This is a genomic window from Dermacoccus sp. PE3 (assembly GCF_001021715.1).
In the GTDB taxonomy this organism is placed as follows: domain Bacteria; phylum Actinomycetota; class Actinomycetes; order Actinomycetales; family Dermatophilaceae; genus Dermacoccus; species Dermacoccus abyssi.
In genome coordinates this window covers 245,481-260,029 of the sequence record NZ_LDCM01000002.1, presented here as the reverse complement: position 1 = coordinate 260,029, position 14,549 = coordinate 245,481, and the positions used below count along the sequence as shown (strand labels likewise).

Genomic DNA, 14,549 nt, shown 5'->3' with positions numbered 1-14,549 from the left:
AGTGCGCCGAACGGCGTCGGCGCGGGGTCAGTTGGAGCGCGTCTGGACCTCGACGAACGGCGGCTTCGTCACGACAGCCTCGAGGAGTCGACCGCGCACGTCGACGGCCACGGTGTCGCCCTCGGCGACGTCCGGGAGCATCAGCGCGAGCGCGACGCCCTGGCCGAGCGTGGGCGAGAACGTGCCCGAGGTGACCTCACCGAGTTCCTCGCCCTCGGTGCTGCGCACGACGCAGTGGGCACGCGGGATGCCGCGACCGGTCAGCTTGAGGCCGCGCGAAATGCGACGCGGACCCTCGGCCTTCTCCTTCGTGAGCGCGTCCTTGCCCCAGAAGGAGTCCTTCTTCCATCCGACGGCCCAGCCGGCGCGAGCCTGGACGGGCGTGATGTCGAGCGACAGGTCCTGACCGTGCAGCGGGTAGCCCATCTCGGTGCGCAGCGTGTCGCGAGCGCCGAGCCCGCAGGGCAGGCCCTCGTAGGGAGCGGCTGCTTCGAGGAGTGCGTCCCACAGGGCGAGGGCGTCCTCCCAGCGGCTGACGAGTTCGTAGCCGCGCTCACCCGTGTAGCCGGTGCGGCAGACGGTGAGCGGGCGGCCCTCCCACTCGGCCTCGTCGAAGCTCATGTAGTCGTGGTCGACCGGCAGGCCCAGCGCCGAGACGACCTCGTCCGACTTGGGCCCCTGAACGGCCAGGACGGCGAACTCCTCGTGCGCGTCGCGCACGGTGATGCCCTCCGGGGCGGCCTCGGCGAGACGACGCACGACCTCGGCGGTGTTGGCGGCGTTGGGGATGAGGAACAGGTCGTCCTCGGCCTTGACGTAGACGATGAGGTCGTCGACGACGCCGCCGGACTCGTCGCAGCACATCGTGTACTGAGCCTTGCCGGGTTGGATCTTGCGCAGGTCGTTGGACAGGCATACGTTGACGAAGTCGAGGGCCCCCTCGCCCTGGACCGTCGCCTTCCCGAGGTGGCTGACGTCGAAGATGCCGACACGCTCGCGCACGGCCGTGTGCTCGCGCACGACGCCGCCGCCGGGGTACTCGATCGGCATGGCCCACCCACCGAAGTCGGCCATCTTGGCCCCCAGGGCGCGGTGACGCTCGTCGAGCGGGGACAGTTTCGCTTCACTCATACAGCCGAACCTATCGCCCCGGACGATCGTCCGGGGCGGATGGGGCCGCTAGGGTCGACGAGGAGCAGTTTCGCGACCCCTCGCGGGTCGATCATTCGCAAGAGAAAGGCACTTCACGTGACCACCGTGAACCTCAGCGACAAGGCCACCGCCGCGTCCAAGGCCGACGTCCTCGTCGTCCTCACCGCGAAGTCGAAGGACGGAGCCCGTGTCGTCGACCCGCAGGGCGTCTCCGCCGAGACCGTGAAGGCCGTCAACGCCGCCCTCGGCACCCTCAAGGCCAAAGCGAGCGCCGACGAGGTCGTGCGCCTCGCCGGTATCGCCGGCACCGAGGGCGTCGTGCTCGCCGTCGGTTCCGGCCAGGAGCGCGATGATGCCCTCACCGACGTCGGCGCGCAGCGTGACGCCGCCGGCAGCGCTGCCCGCGCGCTCGCGGACGTCGAGAGCGCCGTCTTCGCCTTCCCCGCGAGCCACGCCGAGGCCGTCGGCGCCGTCACCGAGGGCGTCCTCCTGGGCGCTTATGTGTACGGCGAGTACAAGAAGGAGCCGACGAAGCCCGTCGACGACGTGAAGATCCTCGTCGCCGACGCCAAGGAGAAGGGCCTGACGCAGGCCGTCGCCGACGCGACGATCCGCGCCAATGCGCAGAACTGGGCCCGTGACCTCGTCAACATGCCGCCGCTCGACCTCTACCCCGGTTCGTTCGCCGAGATCGTGCGCAAGCGCCTCGCGAGCTCGAAGGTCAAGGTCGCCGTCATGGACGAGAAGGCCCTCGCCAAGGCCGAGTGCGGCGGCCTGATCGGCGTCGGGCGCGGATCGGCGCGCCCGCCGCGTCTGGTCACCCTCACGTACAAGCCGAGCAACGCCAAGCGCCACATCTCGATCGTCGGCAAGGGCATCACGTTCGACTCCGGCGGCCTGTGCATCAAGCCCGCCAACGGCATGGTGACGATGAAGTGCGACATGGCCGGCGCCGCCGCCGTCGCTGCCTTCGTCGAAGCTGCCGCCGAACTCGAACTGCCGGTCGCCGTCACCGGCTACCTGTGCCTCGCCGAGAACATGACCGGCGCCGACGCCCAGCGCCCCGGTGACGTCATCCGCATGCACGACGGCACGACGGTGGAGATCGACAACACCGACGCCGAAGGTCGCCTCGTCATGGCCGACGGCCTCTGCTACGCCAGCGCCGAGGAGCCCGATCTCATCATCGACATCGCCACCCTCACGGGCGCTGCGGTGCTCGCTCTCGGCAACCGCACGGCCGCGGTCGTCGGCAACAACGACGAGGTCCGGGACGACGTCATCTCCGCCTCCGACCGCGTGGGCGAGCACATGTGGCCGATGCCGCTGCTCGACCACCTGCGCCCGAGCATCAACTCCGAGGTCGCCGACCTCAAGCACACCGGCGAGCGCATGGGCGGACTCATCACGGCCGCCATGTTCCTCAAGGAGTTCGTCGGTGAGAAGAACGGTGAGCAGATCGACTGGGTGCACCTCGACATCGCCGCTCCGGCGTTCAACGAGGGCGGCGCCTACGGCTTCACCCCCAAGGGCGGCACCGGCTTTGCCGTGCGCACGCTGCTCGAGGTCGCCGCGTCCTGACGCGGCCCTCCCCGCGCGAACCCGGGCCGTTCCGAGGAAGCCCAACTTCCTACTGACGGGTACTGGCCCGGGTTTCCGCAACCTCGCTCGACAGTGACAAGATGGGGTCTGATCGGGAGCCCGTTTCGCGACCCGCCCCCGGAGTCGACAACTTCATCCGCGACCCCAAACGTGCAATTTGGATTGAGGAGACCTCCACCCATGTCTGACCGCGTGACCATGCCGGCCCTCGGCGAGTCGGTGACCGAAGGCACCGTGACCCGTTGGCTGAAGAACGTCGGTGACACCGTTGCCGTTGACGAGCCGCTGCTCGAGGTCTCCACGGACAAGGTCGACACCGAGATTCCGTCCCCGGTTGCCGGCACGCTGCAGGAGATCCTCGTCGAAGAGGACGAGACGGTGCCGGTCGGCGCTGACCTCGCCGTCGTCGGCGACGGTGAGGCCTCCGGCGCTTCCGACTCCTCCGACGACTCGGCCGAGGCCGAGGACAAGGGCGAGGAGAAGACCGAGGAAGCTGCTGAGGAGACCTCCTCCGAGAAGGAGTCCAAGTCCTCCGACGACGAGCAGAAGTCCGAAGAGCCCAAGCAGGAAGCTGCCTCCTCCGGCGGCGGCGAGGTCTCCGGTGGCGAGAAGGTGACGATGCCGGCGCTCGGCGAGTCCGTCACCGAGGGCACCATCACGCGCTGGCTCAAGGCCGAGGGCGACGACGTCGCCGTCGACGAGCCGCTGCTCGAGGTCTCCACGGACAAGGTCGACACCGAGGTTCCCTCCCCCGTGGCGGGCAAGCTGACGAAGATCCTGGTTTCCGAGGACGAGACGGTGCCGGTCGGCGCCGACCTCGCCGTCATCGGGGGCGAGGCGGGCGGTTCGTCGTCCGGTTCGTCCGACGACTCGGCCGAGTCCGAGGAGAAGGCCGAGCAGCCGCAGGAGTCCGTCGACTCCGAGAAGCAGGACGAGGCCGTCGAGGCTGCCGAGAACAAGTCCGAGACCTCCGAACCCGAGAAGGCTCCCGAGGCCAAGGACGAGCCGAAGGAAGAGCCGAAGCAGGAGGCTCCCGCCAAGGAGTCTTTCTCCGGCGACCAGGGTGACAAGCAGCAGGAGGCCTCGACGAAGGTCGACAACTCCGGCACGTACGTCACGCCGCTCGTGCGCAAGATCGCGGCCGAGAACAACATCGACCTGTCGTCCATCAAGGGCACCGGTGTCGGCGGTCGTATCCGTAAGCAGGACGTCCTCGACGCCGCCAAGGCCGCTTCGGCGCCCAAGGAAGAGGCACCCGCCCCCGCACAGGAGTCGGCTGCCGCTGCTCCCGCAGCTTCGGCCACGCCGCAGGCCGCTCCCCAGGCGTCCGCCGAGGCCCAGGCCAAGCGCGGCACGACCGAGAAGATGTCGCGTCTGCGTAAGGTCATCGCCCAGCGCATGGTCGAGTCGCTCGCCACGTCGGCGCAGCTCACGGCCGTCGTCGAGGTCGACATGACCAAGGTCGCCGCCACGCGTGCGCGCAACAAGGAGAACTTCAAGTCCCGCGAGGGCGTCAACCTCTCCTACCTGCCGTTCATCACGACGGCGGTCGTCGAGGCACTCAAGGCGTTCCCGCAGGTCAACTCCTCGGTCGACGGCGAGAACATCGTCTACCACAACGCCGAGCACATCGGCATTGCGGTTGACACGCCGCGCGGCCTGCTCGTGCCGGTGGTCAAGGACGCCGGTGACCTGTCGATCGCCGGCATCGCGAAGAAGATCGCCGACCTTGCCGCGCGTACGCGTGACAACAAGGTGACGCCGGACGAGCTGGGTGGTGGCACGTTCACCATCTCCAACATCGGCTCGAACGGTTCGCTCCTCGACACGCCGATCATCAACCAGCCGCAGGTCGCCATCCTCGGCACCGGCGCGATGACGAAGCGCCCGGTTGTCGTCACGGACGAGTTCGGCAACGACTCCATCGCGGTCCGCCAGATGATGTACCTCGTCCTCACCTACGACCACCGCGTGGTCGACGGCGCGGACGCCGGTCGCTTCCTCTCGGCCGTCAAGGCCCGTCTGGAAGAGGGCGCCTTCGAGGTGTGACCCTCAGGCGGTCCGACGGCTTAACCTGAAGCCATGACCAGGCAGCGCATCGCCATCACCGGTTCCTCCGGATTGATCGGCGGTGCGCTGTCTGCATTTCTGCGCGAACGCGGGGACACTGTCGTGCGACTCGTGCGCAGGCACCCCGTGCCGCCGTACGAGGTCGCGCTGCCCGCCCCCGGTGAACCGGTGGACGAGTTGGCCGCCGCCTTGAACGATGTCGATGTCGTCGTCAATCTCGCGGGTGCCGGCATCTGGGACCATCGGTGGACGGCTTCGTACAAGAAAGCCCTACGGGACTCTCGCATCGACACGACGACGACGCTCGTCGAGGCGCTGGCCCACTGCACGCCGAAGCGCCTCGTCTCCGGCTCGGCGATGGGTTTCTACGGCGACCGCGGCGAGGAGGTCCTCGACGAGACCTCGTCAGCCGGGTCGGACTTCCTGGCCGACCTCGTCGTCGACTGGGAAGGGTGTGCCGAGCGGGTTACGAGCGACGGTCACAGCGTCGCGTTCGCCCGCACGACGCTCGTTGTCTCCGCACAGGGCGGGGCCTTCGCCCAGATGGCGCTTCCGGCCAAGTTCGGCGTGCTCGGCCCGTTGGGCTCCGGTCGTCAGTGGTGGAGCTGGATCAGCCTGCGTGACGAAGTGCGCGCCCTGGCCCACCTCATCGACCACCCGGACATCACGGGACCGGTCAACCTCGCGGCGCCACTCGCGTGCCGCCAGGCCGGTGTCGCCAAGGCGCTGGGTCGCTCGATGCGCCGCCCAGCCGTGGTGCCGGCGCCGGAGTTCGCACTGCGCGCAGTTCTGGGCGAGATGTCGACCCAGCTCACCGCCTCGACGAGAGTGCGCCCGGCCGTCCTGCAGGCGTCCGGCTTCACATGGATGGATTCCAACCTCGATCAGGTCCTCGACCGCCTCGCGGCCGATCTCAGCGACCACTCCACTCACTGATCCGCCACTGCCCGGCATCGCTCACGAGGCGCAGCTCCACCTGAGTGGATTGACTCGCCCTGCGCGACCGGTCGTTGCCATGGGTCACCGTGTAGCCCGAGCGCGTGACTGTTGCGGTGGCTCCGGCCGTACCGGCAGCGCCTCTCTTGGGGGTGTAGCTCGCGACGCGGTAGGAGACCCCCGAATAGACGATGCCGTCACGCTGCGCTTGGCGTAGGGCCGCGCTGTCGCTCGTCAGCGCCGGCGACTTCGGCGCCAGGCATCGCTCGAGCCGGCGCTGATCGACGGTGTTCCATGCCTCGGCGCGACATGCGAGCAGTGCCTCCACCTCGCCGCGGGTCGGTGGGCGCGAGATGGCACTCGACGAGTCCTTCGAGGCGGTGCTCGCCTTGCCGGAGGCCGAGGGTCGCGCCGTCGACGTCGTCGCTCTCGGCTCGGAGGTTGCGCCCCGCGCGGCGTACGGCGAGTGTTCCGCCGCGGCGCCTCGTGCCGGAGCCTCCACCGAATCGGGAGCATCATCCGTGGGCCACAGAGCGGCTCCGGCCACCAGCGTCACGCCCAACACCAGGGCGCCGACGAGCAGCGGTGTTCTGCCCTGCGCCCGCTCCCCGGAACGACGACTCCGGCTCACCTCGCGACGCGTTTCGGGACCTTCGGCGAGCTGTCGCTTCTGCGCTTCCTCCCGCAGACGACGTGTGATCGATTCGGCCGGCGCATCCGCCCCGGCCACTCGTGGCACCGCCCGATCGACGGGCACAGCCACCGGGTCGGCAGCCTCGAGAAGTTTGCGAGCCATGTCGTCGGAGTAAGGGCGAGCCGAGGGAGTGAGCGCCAGACCGGCCGCGATAAGGCGCTCCAGGGGCTCCGGGACGTCGGGCACGAGTTCGCTCAGCGGCGGCCGAAGCGACGCGGGCGCGGGCGCCTCGCCGACGAGCGCGAACCACGCCACCGCAGCCAGGGAGAACACGTCGCTCGACGCCGCAGGAGCATGGCCTTCAAGAACCTCGGGGGCGACGAAACCTGCGCTGCCCCATTCGGCCTCGCCGGGCAGAGCCGCCACGCGTGACGCACCGAGATCGCTCAACAACGGTCGCCCGACATCGTCGAACAAGACGTTGCGCGGGGTGACGTCGCCATGGACGCACCCTCCGTCGTGAATGCGCGAGAGCGCTCCTGCAATGGGCGCGAGTGCCGTCACGCACTCCCCCGCCGTGAGTCCGCCGCGACCGACGACGACGTCGTGCAAGCTCCCGCCCGGCAGGTACGGCATGAGCAGAACGCTGCGCCCGTCGTCGTCGCGGAGGAAGTCGACAACCGGCACGACGTGGTCCCCGGCATGACGACGCATGCTGCGCCACTCGGCGCGTCCGGAGGCCTCACCGGCCTCGCGGAACACCTTCGCCGCGAGGCTCGCACCACCGGGTGCGATGACGCGCCAGACATCTGCACTGCCGCCCGCACCGATGAACTCCTCCACCGTGTAACCCTCGAGCCGTGGCTCCTGTGTCATGACGGCCTCCCTGCTCCGTTGCGATCTGACGCCCGATCGGGTCGCCGTTTTCAGCCTGCCAAGATCGCGGCGAGCGGCGCAGAAGTTATCCACAGCCCCCTCCGAGCGCCCTGTCATAAGCCCGGGCGTAGGCTCCCCTCATGCGCGTCATCCACCTCGGCTTCGATCCTGATTTCGTCGATTACGAGGCCGGTTGGAGCAAACAACGGGAGATTCACGCCGAGGTCGTTGCGGGTGGCGAGGACACGGTTCTCCTGCTCGAACACACCCCCGTCTACACCGCCGGCAAGCGCACCGAGGCGCACGAGCGTCCCTTCGACGGCACGCCCGTCGTCGACGTCGACCGCGGCGGCAAGATCACGTGGCACGGCCCGGGTCAGCTCGTCGGGTACCCGATCTTCGCGCTGCCCATCCCCATTGACGTCGTGGCGCACGTGCGCCGCATCGAGCAGCTCATGATCGGTGTGTGCGCTGACCTCGGGGTCGAGGCCACCACCGTCGAGGGCCGCACAGGTACCTGGGTGCTCGCCGACGACAAGGGTCCCGACCGCAAGATCGGCGCCATCGGCGTGCGCGTCTCGAAGCGCGCCACGATGCACGGTTTCTCCCTCAATGCGAACTGCGATCTCGGCTGGACGCAGACCATCGTTCCGTGCGGCATTTCCGACGCGGGCGTGACCACCCTGAGCAAGGAACTCGGCCGCGACGTGCCTGTGCGTGAGGTGCTTCCCCTCGTCGAGGCGCGTCTGCCGGATCTTCTGTCGCCCCGGCGTCGTTCGTGACGACTCTCGAAGTCGCTCGGGAAGTTCCGGCAGGCGTAGGCTGTTGTGTTGGAAAGGCCATGCCAAACCACCGCAAGGAGTCAGTGTCTTGACCGTCGCGCCCGAAGGCCGTCGTCTGTTGCGCGTCGAGGCGCGCAACGCCGAGACCCCCATCGAACGCAAGCCGAGTTGGATCCGTACCACCGCCAAGATGGGCCCGGAGTACAACTCGCTCCAGAAGCTCGTCAAGGGCGAGGGCCTGCACACCGTGTGCCAGGAAGCCGGCTGTCCGAACATCTTCGAGTGTTGGGAAGACCGCGAGGCCACGTTCCTCATCGGTGGTGACACCTGCACGCGTCGTTGCGACTTCTGCGACATCGCCACCGGCAAGCCCGGTCCCCTCGACCTCGACGAGCCGCGCCGTGTCGCGGAGTCGGTGCGCGAGATGGGCCTGCGCTACGCCACCGTCACCGGTGTGGCCCGCGACGACCTCAAGGACGGCGCTGCGCAGCTCTACGGCGACACCGTGCGTCTCATCCACGAACTCAACCCCAACACGGGCGTCGAGATCCTCCCTCCCGACTTCGGCGCCGTGCCGGAGCTCGTCGGCAAGGTCTTCGATGCACGCCCCGAGGTGTTCGCACACAACCTCGAGACGGTGCCGCGCATCTTCCGCCGCATCCGCCCGGCCTTCACCTACGAGAAGTCGCTCAAGGTGCTGACGATGGCGCGCGAGCAGGAACTCGTGACGAAGTCGAACCTCATCCTCGGCATGGGTGAGGAGGAGCACGAGATCGACCAGGCCCTGCAGGATCTGCACGAGGCCGGCTGCGACATCATCACGATCACGCAGTACCTGCGTCCTTCGAAGCTGCACCACCCGATCGACCGGTGGGTCAAGCCCGAGGAGTTCGTCCACTGGAGTGACCGCGCGGAGGAGATCGGTTTCTCCGGCGTCATGGCCGGCCCGCTCGTGCGTTCGTCGTACCGCGCCGGACGCCTCTACGCACAGGTCATGGCCAAGCGCGGCCAGGCCCTGCCGGAGAACCTCCAGCACCTCGCCGAAGCGGCATCGTCCCCGGCCCGCCAGGAGGCGGCGTCGTTGGTCGAGCGCACGCGCTCCGACGTATCCTGATCGGCATGGCAACATCCTCCGGCTCGAACGAGCCCAAGAAGTCACGCTTCCGGCGCGGTCGCGGTGAGGCGGGAGCGAGCAAGGCTCCCGGTCGCTCGTCGCAGTTCAAGCAGGTCTTCGAGACGACGCGCGCGAACGACCCGGCGCTGATCCCGTGGATGGTGGGGGCTTTCGCCCTCGTCTTCCTCGTGTTCCTCGCGATCGGTTTCGGTTTCGGCCACCCGATCTACTTCGGCATCCTCGGGCTGCTGTTCGGTCTGCTCGCGGCGATGGTGGTGCTGGCGCGCCGTGCGAACACGGCGATCTACAAGTCGATCTCGGGTCAGCCGGGTGCGAGCGCGGCGGCGATGTCGTCGCTTCGTCGCGGTTGGTTCGTCGAGCAGGAGCCGGTCGGCGCCGACATGGGTCGCAGCCGTCAGGTCAAGGATCTCTCGAGCGCCGCGATGGTGTACCGCGCCGTCGGCAAGCCGGGCGTCGTGCTCGTGGCCGAGGGCCCCAAGGGCGGCGCAACCCGCCTCCTCGCTCAGGAGAGCAAGCGCACGAGCCGCGTGCTCGGTCCCGAGGTTCCGGTGCACACGATCCGCGTCGGCACGGACGACGAGGCCGTCCCCGTCGAGCGTCTGACGAAGGACATGCAGAAGCTCCCCAAGGTGCTCACCGACGACGAGTCCGGCCAGGTGACGAAGCGTCTGCGTGCCCTCGGCGGACTCAGGCCGGGGGTGCCCGCCGGCGTCGACCCGAACAAGGCGCGCGTCAACCGTGCGGCCATGCGCGGACGCTGACCGCTCGATTCGAACGTGACGAAGGCTCCTTCCCCCGCTCGGGGAAGGAGCCTTCGTCGTTCAGCAGGCGGCGACGCGTCAGCGAGTGCGCAGGATGAGCGTTCCCGCGATCTTGTCGTGCAGTCCTCGTCCGTAACCGTCGGTGACGACGGCGGGTACGACGAGGCACAGCAGGACGGTGCGCACCGCGCCGGAGACCAGACCGGGAGGCGTTGCATCCGGACGCTGGACGACGAGCCCGAAGATGCGGTGACCGATCGTCATGCCGATGGTGCTCACGAGCAGGAAGTTCTCGATCGCGAAGACGAAAAGCGGCTTGAACCCCTCGGCGCCGGAGCCGCCCCAGCGGTAGTCGAGGAATGCCGCCGCGATCAGGGAGCACAGGAACCAGTCGATGAGCAGTGCGCCGATACGGGGAAGGAAGCGTCCCAGTGAACCCGGCCCCTCGACGGGGCGCCCTGCGGCGGGGTCGGTGTGGGCCTCGGGGCTCGTCATCGTCTCTCCTTTTCCGGACATGATCGTCTCGCACTGTGAGGCACGATCTGTGTTGCTACAACCCTAGGGCCGTGCCTACCGATAGGTTTAATCCGTGTGTCCGGGACGCGTCCCGGACACTTCGACAGATCGGCACGTGTGTAACACCGCTGAAACATTGAAGCCACGAGAGGGAAACTCCCCCCGACTACTGTCGTGGTGAACACGCGGTGCGACGCCGACCGGTCTCGCCCATCCGATCAGGAGGATCAATGTTCCAGACCGCTGACGAGGCCTTGAAATTCATCAAGGACGAGGATGTCAAGTTCATCGACATCCGATTCTGCGACCTCCCCGGGGTCATGCAGCACTTCAACATCCCGGCCGAGAGCTTCGACGCCGACGCGATCGAAGAGGGCCAGATGTTCGACGGCTCGTCCATCCGCGGTTTCCAGGCGATCCACGAGTCGGACATGAAGCTCGTGCCGGACCTCAAGACGGCGTTCGTCGACCCGTACCGCAAGGAAAAGACGCTCATCATCAACTTCTCGATCGTGGATCCGTTCACGGGCGAGCAGTACTCGCGCGACCCGCGCAACATCGCGGCCAAGGCCGAGGCCTACCTCAAGTCGACGGGCATCGCCGACACGGCGTTCTTCGGCGCGGAGGCGGAGTTCTACGTCTTCGACGACATCCGTTTCGAGACGAAGCAGAACGCCAGCTACTACTACATCGACTCCATCGAGGCCGCCTGGAACACGGGCCGCGAGGAGGAGGGTGGCAACCTCGGGTACAAGACCCGTTACAAGGGTGGCTACTTCCCCGTTCCCCCGGTCGACCACTACGCCGACCTGCGTGACGAGATGTGCCTGCGTCTGGCCGAGGTGGGCCTCGAGGTCGAGCGCAGCCACCACGAGGTCGGCACCGCCGGCCAGATGGAGATCAACTACAAGTTCAACGAGCTTCTGCAGTCGGGCGACGACGTCATGAAGTTCAAGTACGTCATCAAGAACACGGCGTTCGCGAACGGCAAGTCGGCGACGTTCATGCCGAAGCCGCTGTTCGGTGACAACGGTTCGGGTATGCACACGCACCAGTCGCTGTGGAAGGACGGCGAGCCGCTGTTCTACGACGAGCGCGGCTACGGCGGCCTGTCGGACATCGCCCGCTGGTACATCGGTGGTCTGCTCAAGCACGCTCCGTCGCTGCTGGCGTTCACGAACCCGTCGATGAACTCCTACCACCGCCTCGTGCCGGGTTACGAGGCTCCCGTGAACCTCGTGTACTCCGCGCGTAACCGTTCGGCGTGTGTGCGTATCCCGATCACGGGTACGTCGCCGAAGGCGAAGCGTGTCGAGTTCCGCGTGCCGGACCCTTCGGCGAACCCGTACCTGTGCTTCGCGGCGCAGCTCATGGCGGGCCTGGACGGCATCAAGAACCGCATCGAGCCGCCGGAGCCGGTGGACAAGGACCTCTACGAGCTTCCGCCCGAGGAGCACGACGCCATCGAGCAGGTTCCGGCGTCGCTGCCGGCCGTTCTCGACGCGCTCGAGGCCGACCACGAGTACCTGCTCGAGGGCGACGTGTTCACGGAGGACCTCATCCAGACGTGGATCGAGTACAAGCGCCTCAACGAGGTCGACCCGATCCGGTTCCGTCCGCACCCGCACGAGTTCGAGATGTACTACGACATCTGATCCTGGGAGACGAAGGTTGGAGGCCCCGATGCGGTGCGAGCGAATGCGAGCGCCGCGCCGGGGCCTCCGGCCGTAGTCGAGCGGGGTCAGATGTCGTAAAAAACATCGTCATCTGTGTCGACCTTTCCACAGCAAGCAAACCCACCTATGCCCCGCAGCCGCCCCCCATTCTGTAGACGTTCGGCGTCACATACGCCGCGCAACGTCTACAGAACCCGCCCAAGACGGCTCGGAGCCGTGCCAGTCTGGGCTCCATGTCTTCTTCTCGGGTGACGAGTTTCCTTAACGACGCTCTGACGTTCGACGTCGTCGACGAGGGGCCGCTGGACGGCGAGATCGTCGTGCTGCTTCACGGATTTCCCGAGCGGGCGTCGTCGTGGCGAGGAGTGACGGCGCGCCTCAACGAGGCCGGCTATCGGACGATTGCTCCGGATCAGCGTGGCTACTCCCCCGGCGCTCGCCCGCGGCGGCGTCGTGACTACGCGATGCCGCGGCTCGCCCAGGATGTCGTGGCGCTCATCGACACGCTCGACGCACCCGTCCACCTCGTCGGTCACGACTGGGGCTCCGCGGTGGCCTGGACGGTGACCGCGCACCATCCCGACAGGATCCGCACCCTCACGGCGATCTCCGTCCCCCACCCCGAAGCGTTCCTGCGCGCCATGCGCGGGCGTCAGCTCGCGCGCTCCTGGTACATGGGAGCCTTCCAGCTCCCGAAGGTCCCCGAGCTCCTCGCACGTCGGGCGGGAGGCGTCATGGACCGGGCGATGCGCGCGGGTGGCATGACGCCCGACGAGGTTGCCCGCTTCCGCACCGAGATCGTCGATGACGGCGCGTTGCCCGGCGGTCTCGGGTGGTACCGCGGATTGCCTTTCTCCAGTCAGAGCTGCCCAGCGGTCCGGGTTCCCACGACGATGGTGTGGAGCACCGGCGACGATTTCATCGACGAGGCGGGCGTTCGAGCCTGCGGCAACCACGTCGAGGCACCGTACGAGCTCGTCGTCCTCGAAGGGGCGAATCACTGGCTCCCGAGCCAGTGCCCGGCAGCGGTTGCCGACGTCATCTTGCGCCGAGCCGAAGGAACTCCTACTAGCCCGCGGTAACCGATCCGAGGCGAGCGTTCTTGGCGTCGCGCTACGGTGGCCTCATGGCTGAGAATCTTGAATCCGATGTGATCATCGATGCTCCTGTGGAGTGTGTCTGGGAGGTCGTCAGCGACCTACGCCGGATGCCGCAGTGGTCGCCCCAGTGCCGCAAGGTCATCGCGCGCGGACCGATTCGTCAGGGTACCTTCATGCTCAACGTCAACCGTGACGGCAAGCTGTGGTGGCCCACTCGGTCCAAGGTCACCGACTTCAGCCACCAGCAGCGTGTCGCCTTCCGCGTGCTCGACAACAACACGGAGTGGAGCTTAACGCTCGTTCCCGAGGGTGAGCGCACCCGCCTCGTCGAGCGACGTGACGTTCCCACTCGCGGCACCACCCAGATCTCGCGCGTCCTCATCGACAAGGTGCTCGGTGGCGAAGCCGACTTCGAGGCCAACCTCGCCGCCGGAATGAACGCCACGCTCAAGCGCATCAAGGCGAGTGTCGAAACGTCGAAGGCCGATCCGAGCGCATGAACGACGGTGCGCGCCTGTACGACATCGGCGAACTGCGTCGCCGAGCGCGGGCGCGGGCCGCACAACGGGTGGGGCAAGCCTTCGACGGGCAGATCGCGGACGACTCGGTCGCCGGCGTCCGGGTTCGTCGCTACCTGCCCAGTACCATCCACGCCTCCGCGACGACGTTCTTCTTCCTCCACGGCGGCTACGGCCTCTTCGGGGACGTCGAGCTCCAGGACGGGTACTGCCGCCTGCTCGCGATGCGGTTGGCCCACGGGGTCATCGCCATCGATTACCCCCTCGCCCCCGAGAACACGTTTGCTCACGCCATCGCGGCCGTGCAGGCGGTAATGAGGGAAGAGAACACCGGTGTGAGCGTTCTGGCGGGCGATTCGGCCGGTGGCGCACTCGCTGTCGCCACAGCGCGGGCCGGTGAGGAATGGCCCGAGTGCGTCGACGGTCTGCTGCTCACCAACCCCAACCTCGACCTCACGCTCGGCTCGCTCGCTCCGAACGCGCCGGCCGGACCCGACTCCGGCCTCATGAGCCACGCGTTCGCCCAATGGCTGGGCGACGAACACGCCGGGCTTCGCCTCGACCAGGACGCTCGTCGGTTGCCACGCACCCTCGTCGCGGTCGGCACGGACGACAGCCTCGCTCCCGAAGCCAGAACCTTGCACGCCGCCTGCACGCGAGCCCGCGTGCCGTCCCGGCTCCTCGAGTTCGAGGCCGTGGGTCACGGTCTCGTGAGCGAGAGCCACCTCGTCGAGCGCATCGCGGACGAAGCCCGCGTGTTCTTCCGCCTTCCGGCGAGCTGACGCCCCGCG

The 14,549-nt window shown here is 67.8% G+C and carries 13 protein-coding genes; 10 read left to right on the top strand and 3 right to left on the bottom strand.

Annotation, left to right across the window (positions count from 1 at the left end):
• Window positions 1-27: 27 nt before the first annotated feature.
• Window positions 28-1,131: a glycine cleavage system aminomethyltransferase GcvT gene (gcvT, locus tag AA983_RS06625; protein WP_047311460.1), complete on the bottom strand. Its 1,104-nt coding sequence runs from the start codon at window positions 1,129-1,131 to the stop codon at window positions 28-30.
• A gap of 117 nt (window positions 1,132-1,248) precedes the next feature.
• Between gcvT and AA983_RS06620 the strand changes: the two genes are divergently transcribed.
• From AA983_RS06620 to AA983_RS06610, 3 genes are all read left to right on the top strand, one after another.
• A complete protein-coding gene (locus tag AA983_RS06620) occupies window positions 1,249-2,733 on the top strand; it encodes a leucyl aminopeptidase (protein WP_047311459.1) in 1,485 nt (494 codons plus the stop codon).
• Window positions 2,734-2,934: 201 nt separating this feature from the next.
• Window positions 2,935-4,803: a 2-oxoglutarate dehydrogenase, E2 component, dihydrolipoamide succinyltransferase gene (gene sucB, locus AA983_RS06615; protein ID WP_047311458.1), complete on the top strand. Its 1,869-nt coding sequence runs from the start codon at window positions 2,935-2,937 to the stop codon at window positions 4,801-4,803.
• 33 nt (window positions 4,804-4,836) lie between these two features.
• Window positions 4,837-5,760 carry a TIGR01777 family oxidoreductase gene (locus tag AA983_RS06610; protein WP_047311457.1) on the top strand — a complete coding sequence of 308 codons (924 nt, stop codon included), beginning with the start codon at window positions 4,837-4,839 and terminating at the stop codon, window positions 5,758-5,760.
• On the opposite strand, the gene AA983_RS14760 is transcribed toward AA983_RS06610, so the two are convergent.
• Window positions 5,738-7,270: a serine/threonine-protein kinase gene (locus AA983_RS14760; RefSeq protein WP_052946950.1), complete on the bottom strand. Its 1,533-nt coding sequence runs from the start codon at window positions 7,268-7,270 to the stop codon at window positions 5,738-5,740. The genes AA983_RS06610 and AA983_RS14760 overlap by 23 nt on opposite strands.
• 140 nt (window positions 7,271-7,410) lie before the next feature.
• On the opposite strand from AA983_RS14760, the gene lipB reads away from it, so the two are divergent.
• The 3 genes from lipB (at window position 7,411) to AA983_RS06590 (ending at window position 9,948) form a co-directional block, all read left to right on the top strand.
• On the top strand, window positions 7,411-8,052 hold the full coding sequence (gene lipB / locus AA983_RS06600; RefSeq protein ID WP_047311456.1) for a lipoyl(octanoyl) transferase LipB: 642 nt from the start codon (window positions 7,411-7,413) through the stop codon (window positions 8,050-8,052).
• Window positions 8,053-8,140: 88 nt separating this feature from the next.
• Window positions 8,141-9,166 (top strand): lipoyl synthase, encoded by a 1,026-nt coding sequence (gene lipA, locus AA983_RS06595; protein ID WP_047311455.1) that lies wholly within the window; start codon window positions 8,141-8,143, stop codon window positions 9,164-9,166.
• Window positions 9,167-9,171: 5 nt separating this feature from the next.
• Window positions 9,172-9,948 carry a DUF4191 domain-containing protein gene (locus AA983_RS06590; protein ID WP_047311454.1) on the top strand — a complete coding sequence of 259 codons (777 nt, stop codon included), beginning with the start codon at window positions 9,172-9,174 and terminating at the stop codon, window positions 9,946-9,948.
• Between the two features lie 78 nt (window positions 9,949-10,026).
• On the opposite strand, the gene AA983_RS06585 is transcribed toward AA983_RS06590, so the two are convergent.
• A complete protein-coding gene (locus tag AA983_RS06585; RefSeq protein ID WP_052946949.1) occupies window positions 10,027-10,443 on the bottom strand; it encodes an RDD family protein in 417 nt (138 codons plus the stop codon).
• A gap of 251 nt (window positions 10,444-10,694) precedes the next feature.
• Here AA983_RS06585 and glnA point away from each other — a divergent pair, with 251 nt between their 5' ends.
• The 4 genes from glnA to AA983_RS06565 all read left to right on the top strand — a co-directional run bounded on the left by glnA (window position 10,695) and on the right by AA983_RS06565 (window position 14,540).
• Window positions 10,695-12,119 (top strand): type I glutamate--ammonia ligase, encoded by a 1,425-nt coding sequence (gene glnA, locus AA983_RS06580; protein ID WP_047311452.1) that lies wholly within the window; start codon window positions 10,695-10,697, stop codon window positions 12,117-12,119.
• Between the two features lie 269 nt (window positions 12,120-12,388).
• On the top strand, window positions 12,389-13,222 hold the full coding sequence (locus AA983_RS06575) for an alpha/beta fold hydrolase (RefSeq protein ID WP_231579553.1): 834 nt from the start codon (window positions 12,389-12,391) through the stop codon (window positions 13,220-13,222).
• A 44-nt stretch (window positions 13,223-13,266) separates the two neighbouring features.
• Complete coding sequence (locus AA983_RS06570; protein ID WP_047311690.1) at window positions 13,267-13,740, top strand: SRPBCC family protein; 474 nt, start codon at window positions 13,267-13,269, stop codon at window positions 13,738-13,740.
• Window positions 13,737-14,540, top strand: coding sequence for an alpha/beta hydrolase (locus tag AA983_RS06565; protein WP_047311450.1), 804 nt, complete (start codon window positions 13,737-13,739; stop codon window positions 14,538-14,540). The genes AA983_RS06570 and AA983_RS06565 overlap by 4 nt, the downstream gene beginning before the upstream one ends.
• Window positions 14,541-14,549: the final 9 nt, after the last annotated feature.

Bases quoted from the DNA above. Each gene is read 5' to 3' on its own strand.
- AA983_RS06565 (WP_047311450.1), top strand. From the start codon at position 13,737: ATGAACGACGGTGCGCGCCTGTACGACATCGGCGAACTGCGTCGCCGA.
- AA983_RS06590 (WP_047311454.1), top strand. From the start codon at position 9,172: ATGGCAACATCCTCCGGCTCGAACGAGCCCAAGAAGTCACGCTTCCGG.
- AA983_RS06570 (WP_047311690.1), top strand. From the start codon at position 13,267: ATGGCTGAGAATCTTGAATCCGATGTGATCATCGATGCTCCTGTGGAG.
- glnA (WP_047311452.1), top strand. From the start codon at position 10,695: ATGTTCCAGACCGCTGACGAGGCCTTGAAATTCATCAAGGACGAGGAT.
- AA983_RS14760 (WP_052946950.1), bottom strand. From the start codon at position 7,270: ATGACACAGGAGCCACGGCTCGAGGGTTACACGGTGGAGGAGTTCATC.
- gcvT (WP_047311460.1), bottom strand. From the start codon at position 1,131: ATGAGTGAAGCGAAACTGTCCCCGCTCGACGAGCGTCACCGCGCCCTG.
- AA983_RS06585 (WP_052946949.1), bottom strand. From the start codon at position 10,443: ATGACGAGCCCCGAGGCCCACACCGACCCCGCCGCAGGGCGCCCCGTC.
- lipB (WP_047311456.1), top strand. From the start codon at position 7,411: ATGCGCGTCATCCACCTCGGCTTCGATCCTGATTTCGTCGATTACGAG.
- AA983_RS06610 (WP_047311457.1), top strand. From the start codon at position 4,837: ATGACCAGGCAGCGCATCGCCATCACCGGTTCCTCCGGATTGATCGGC.
- sucB (WP_047311458.1), top strand. From the start codon at position 2,935: ATGTCTGACCGCGTGACCATGCCGGCCCTCGGCGAGTCGGTGACCGAA.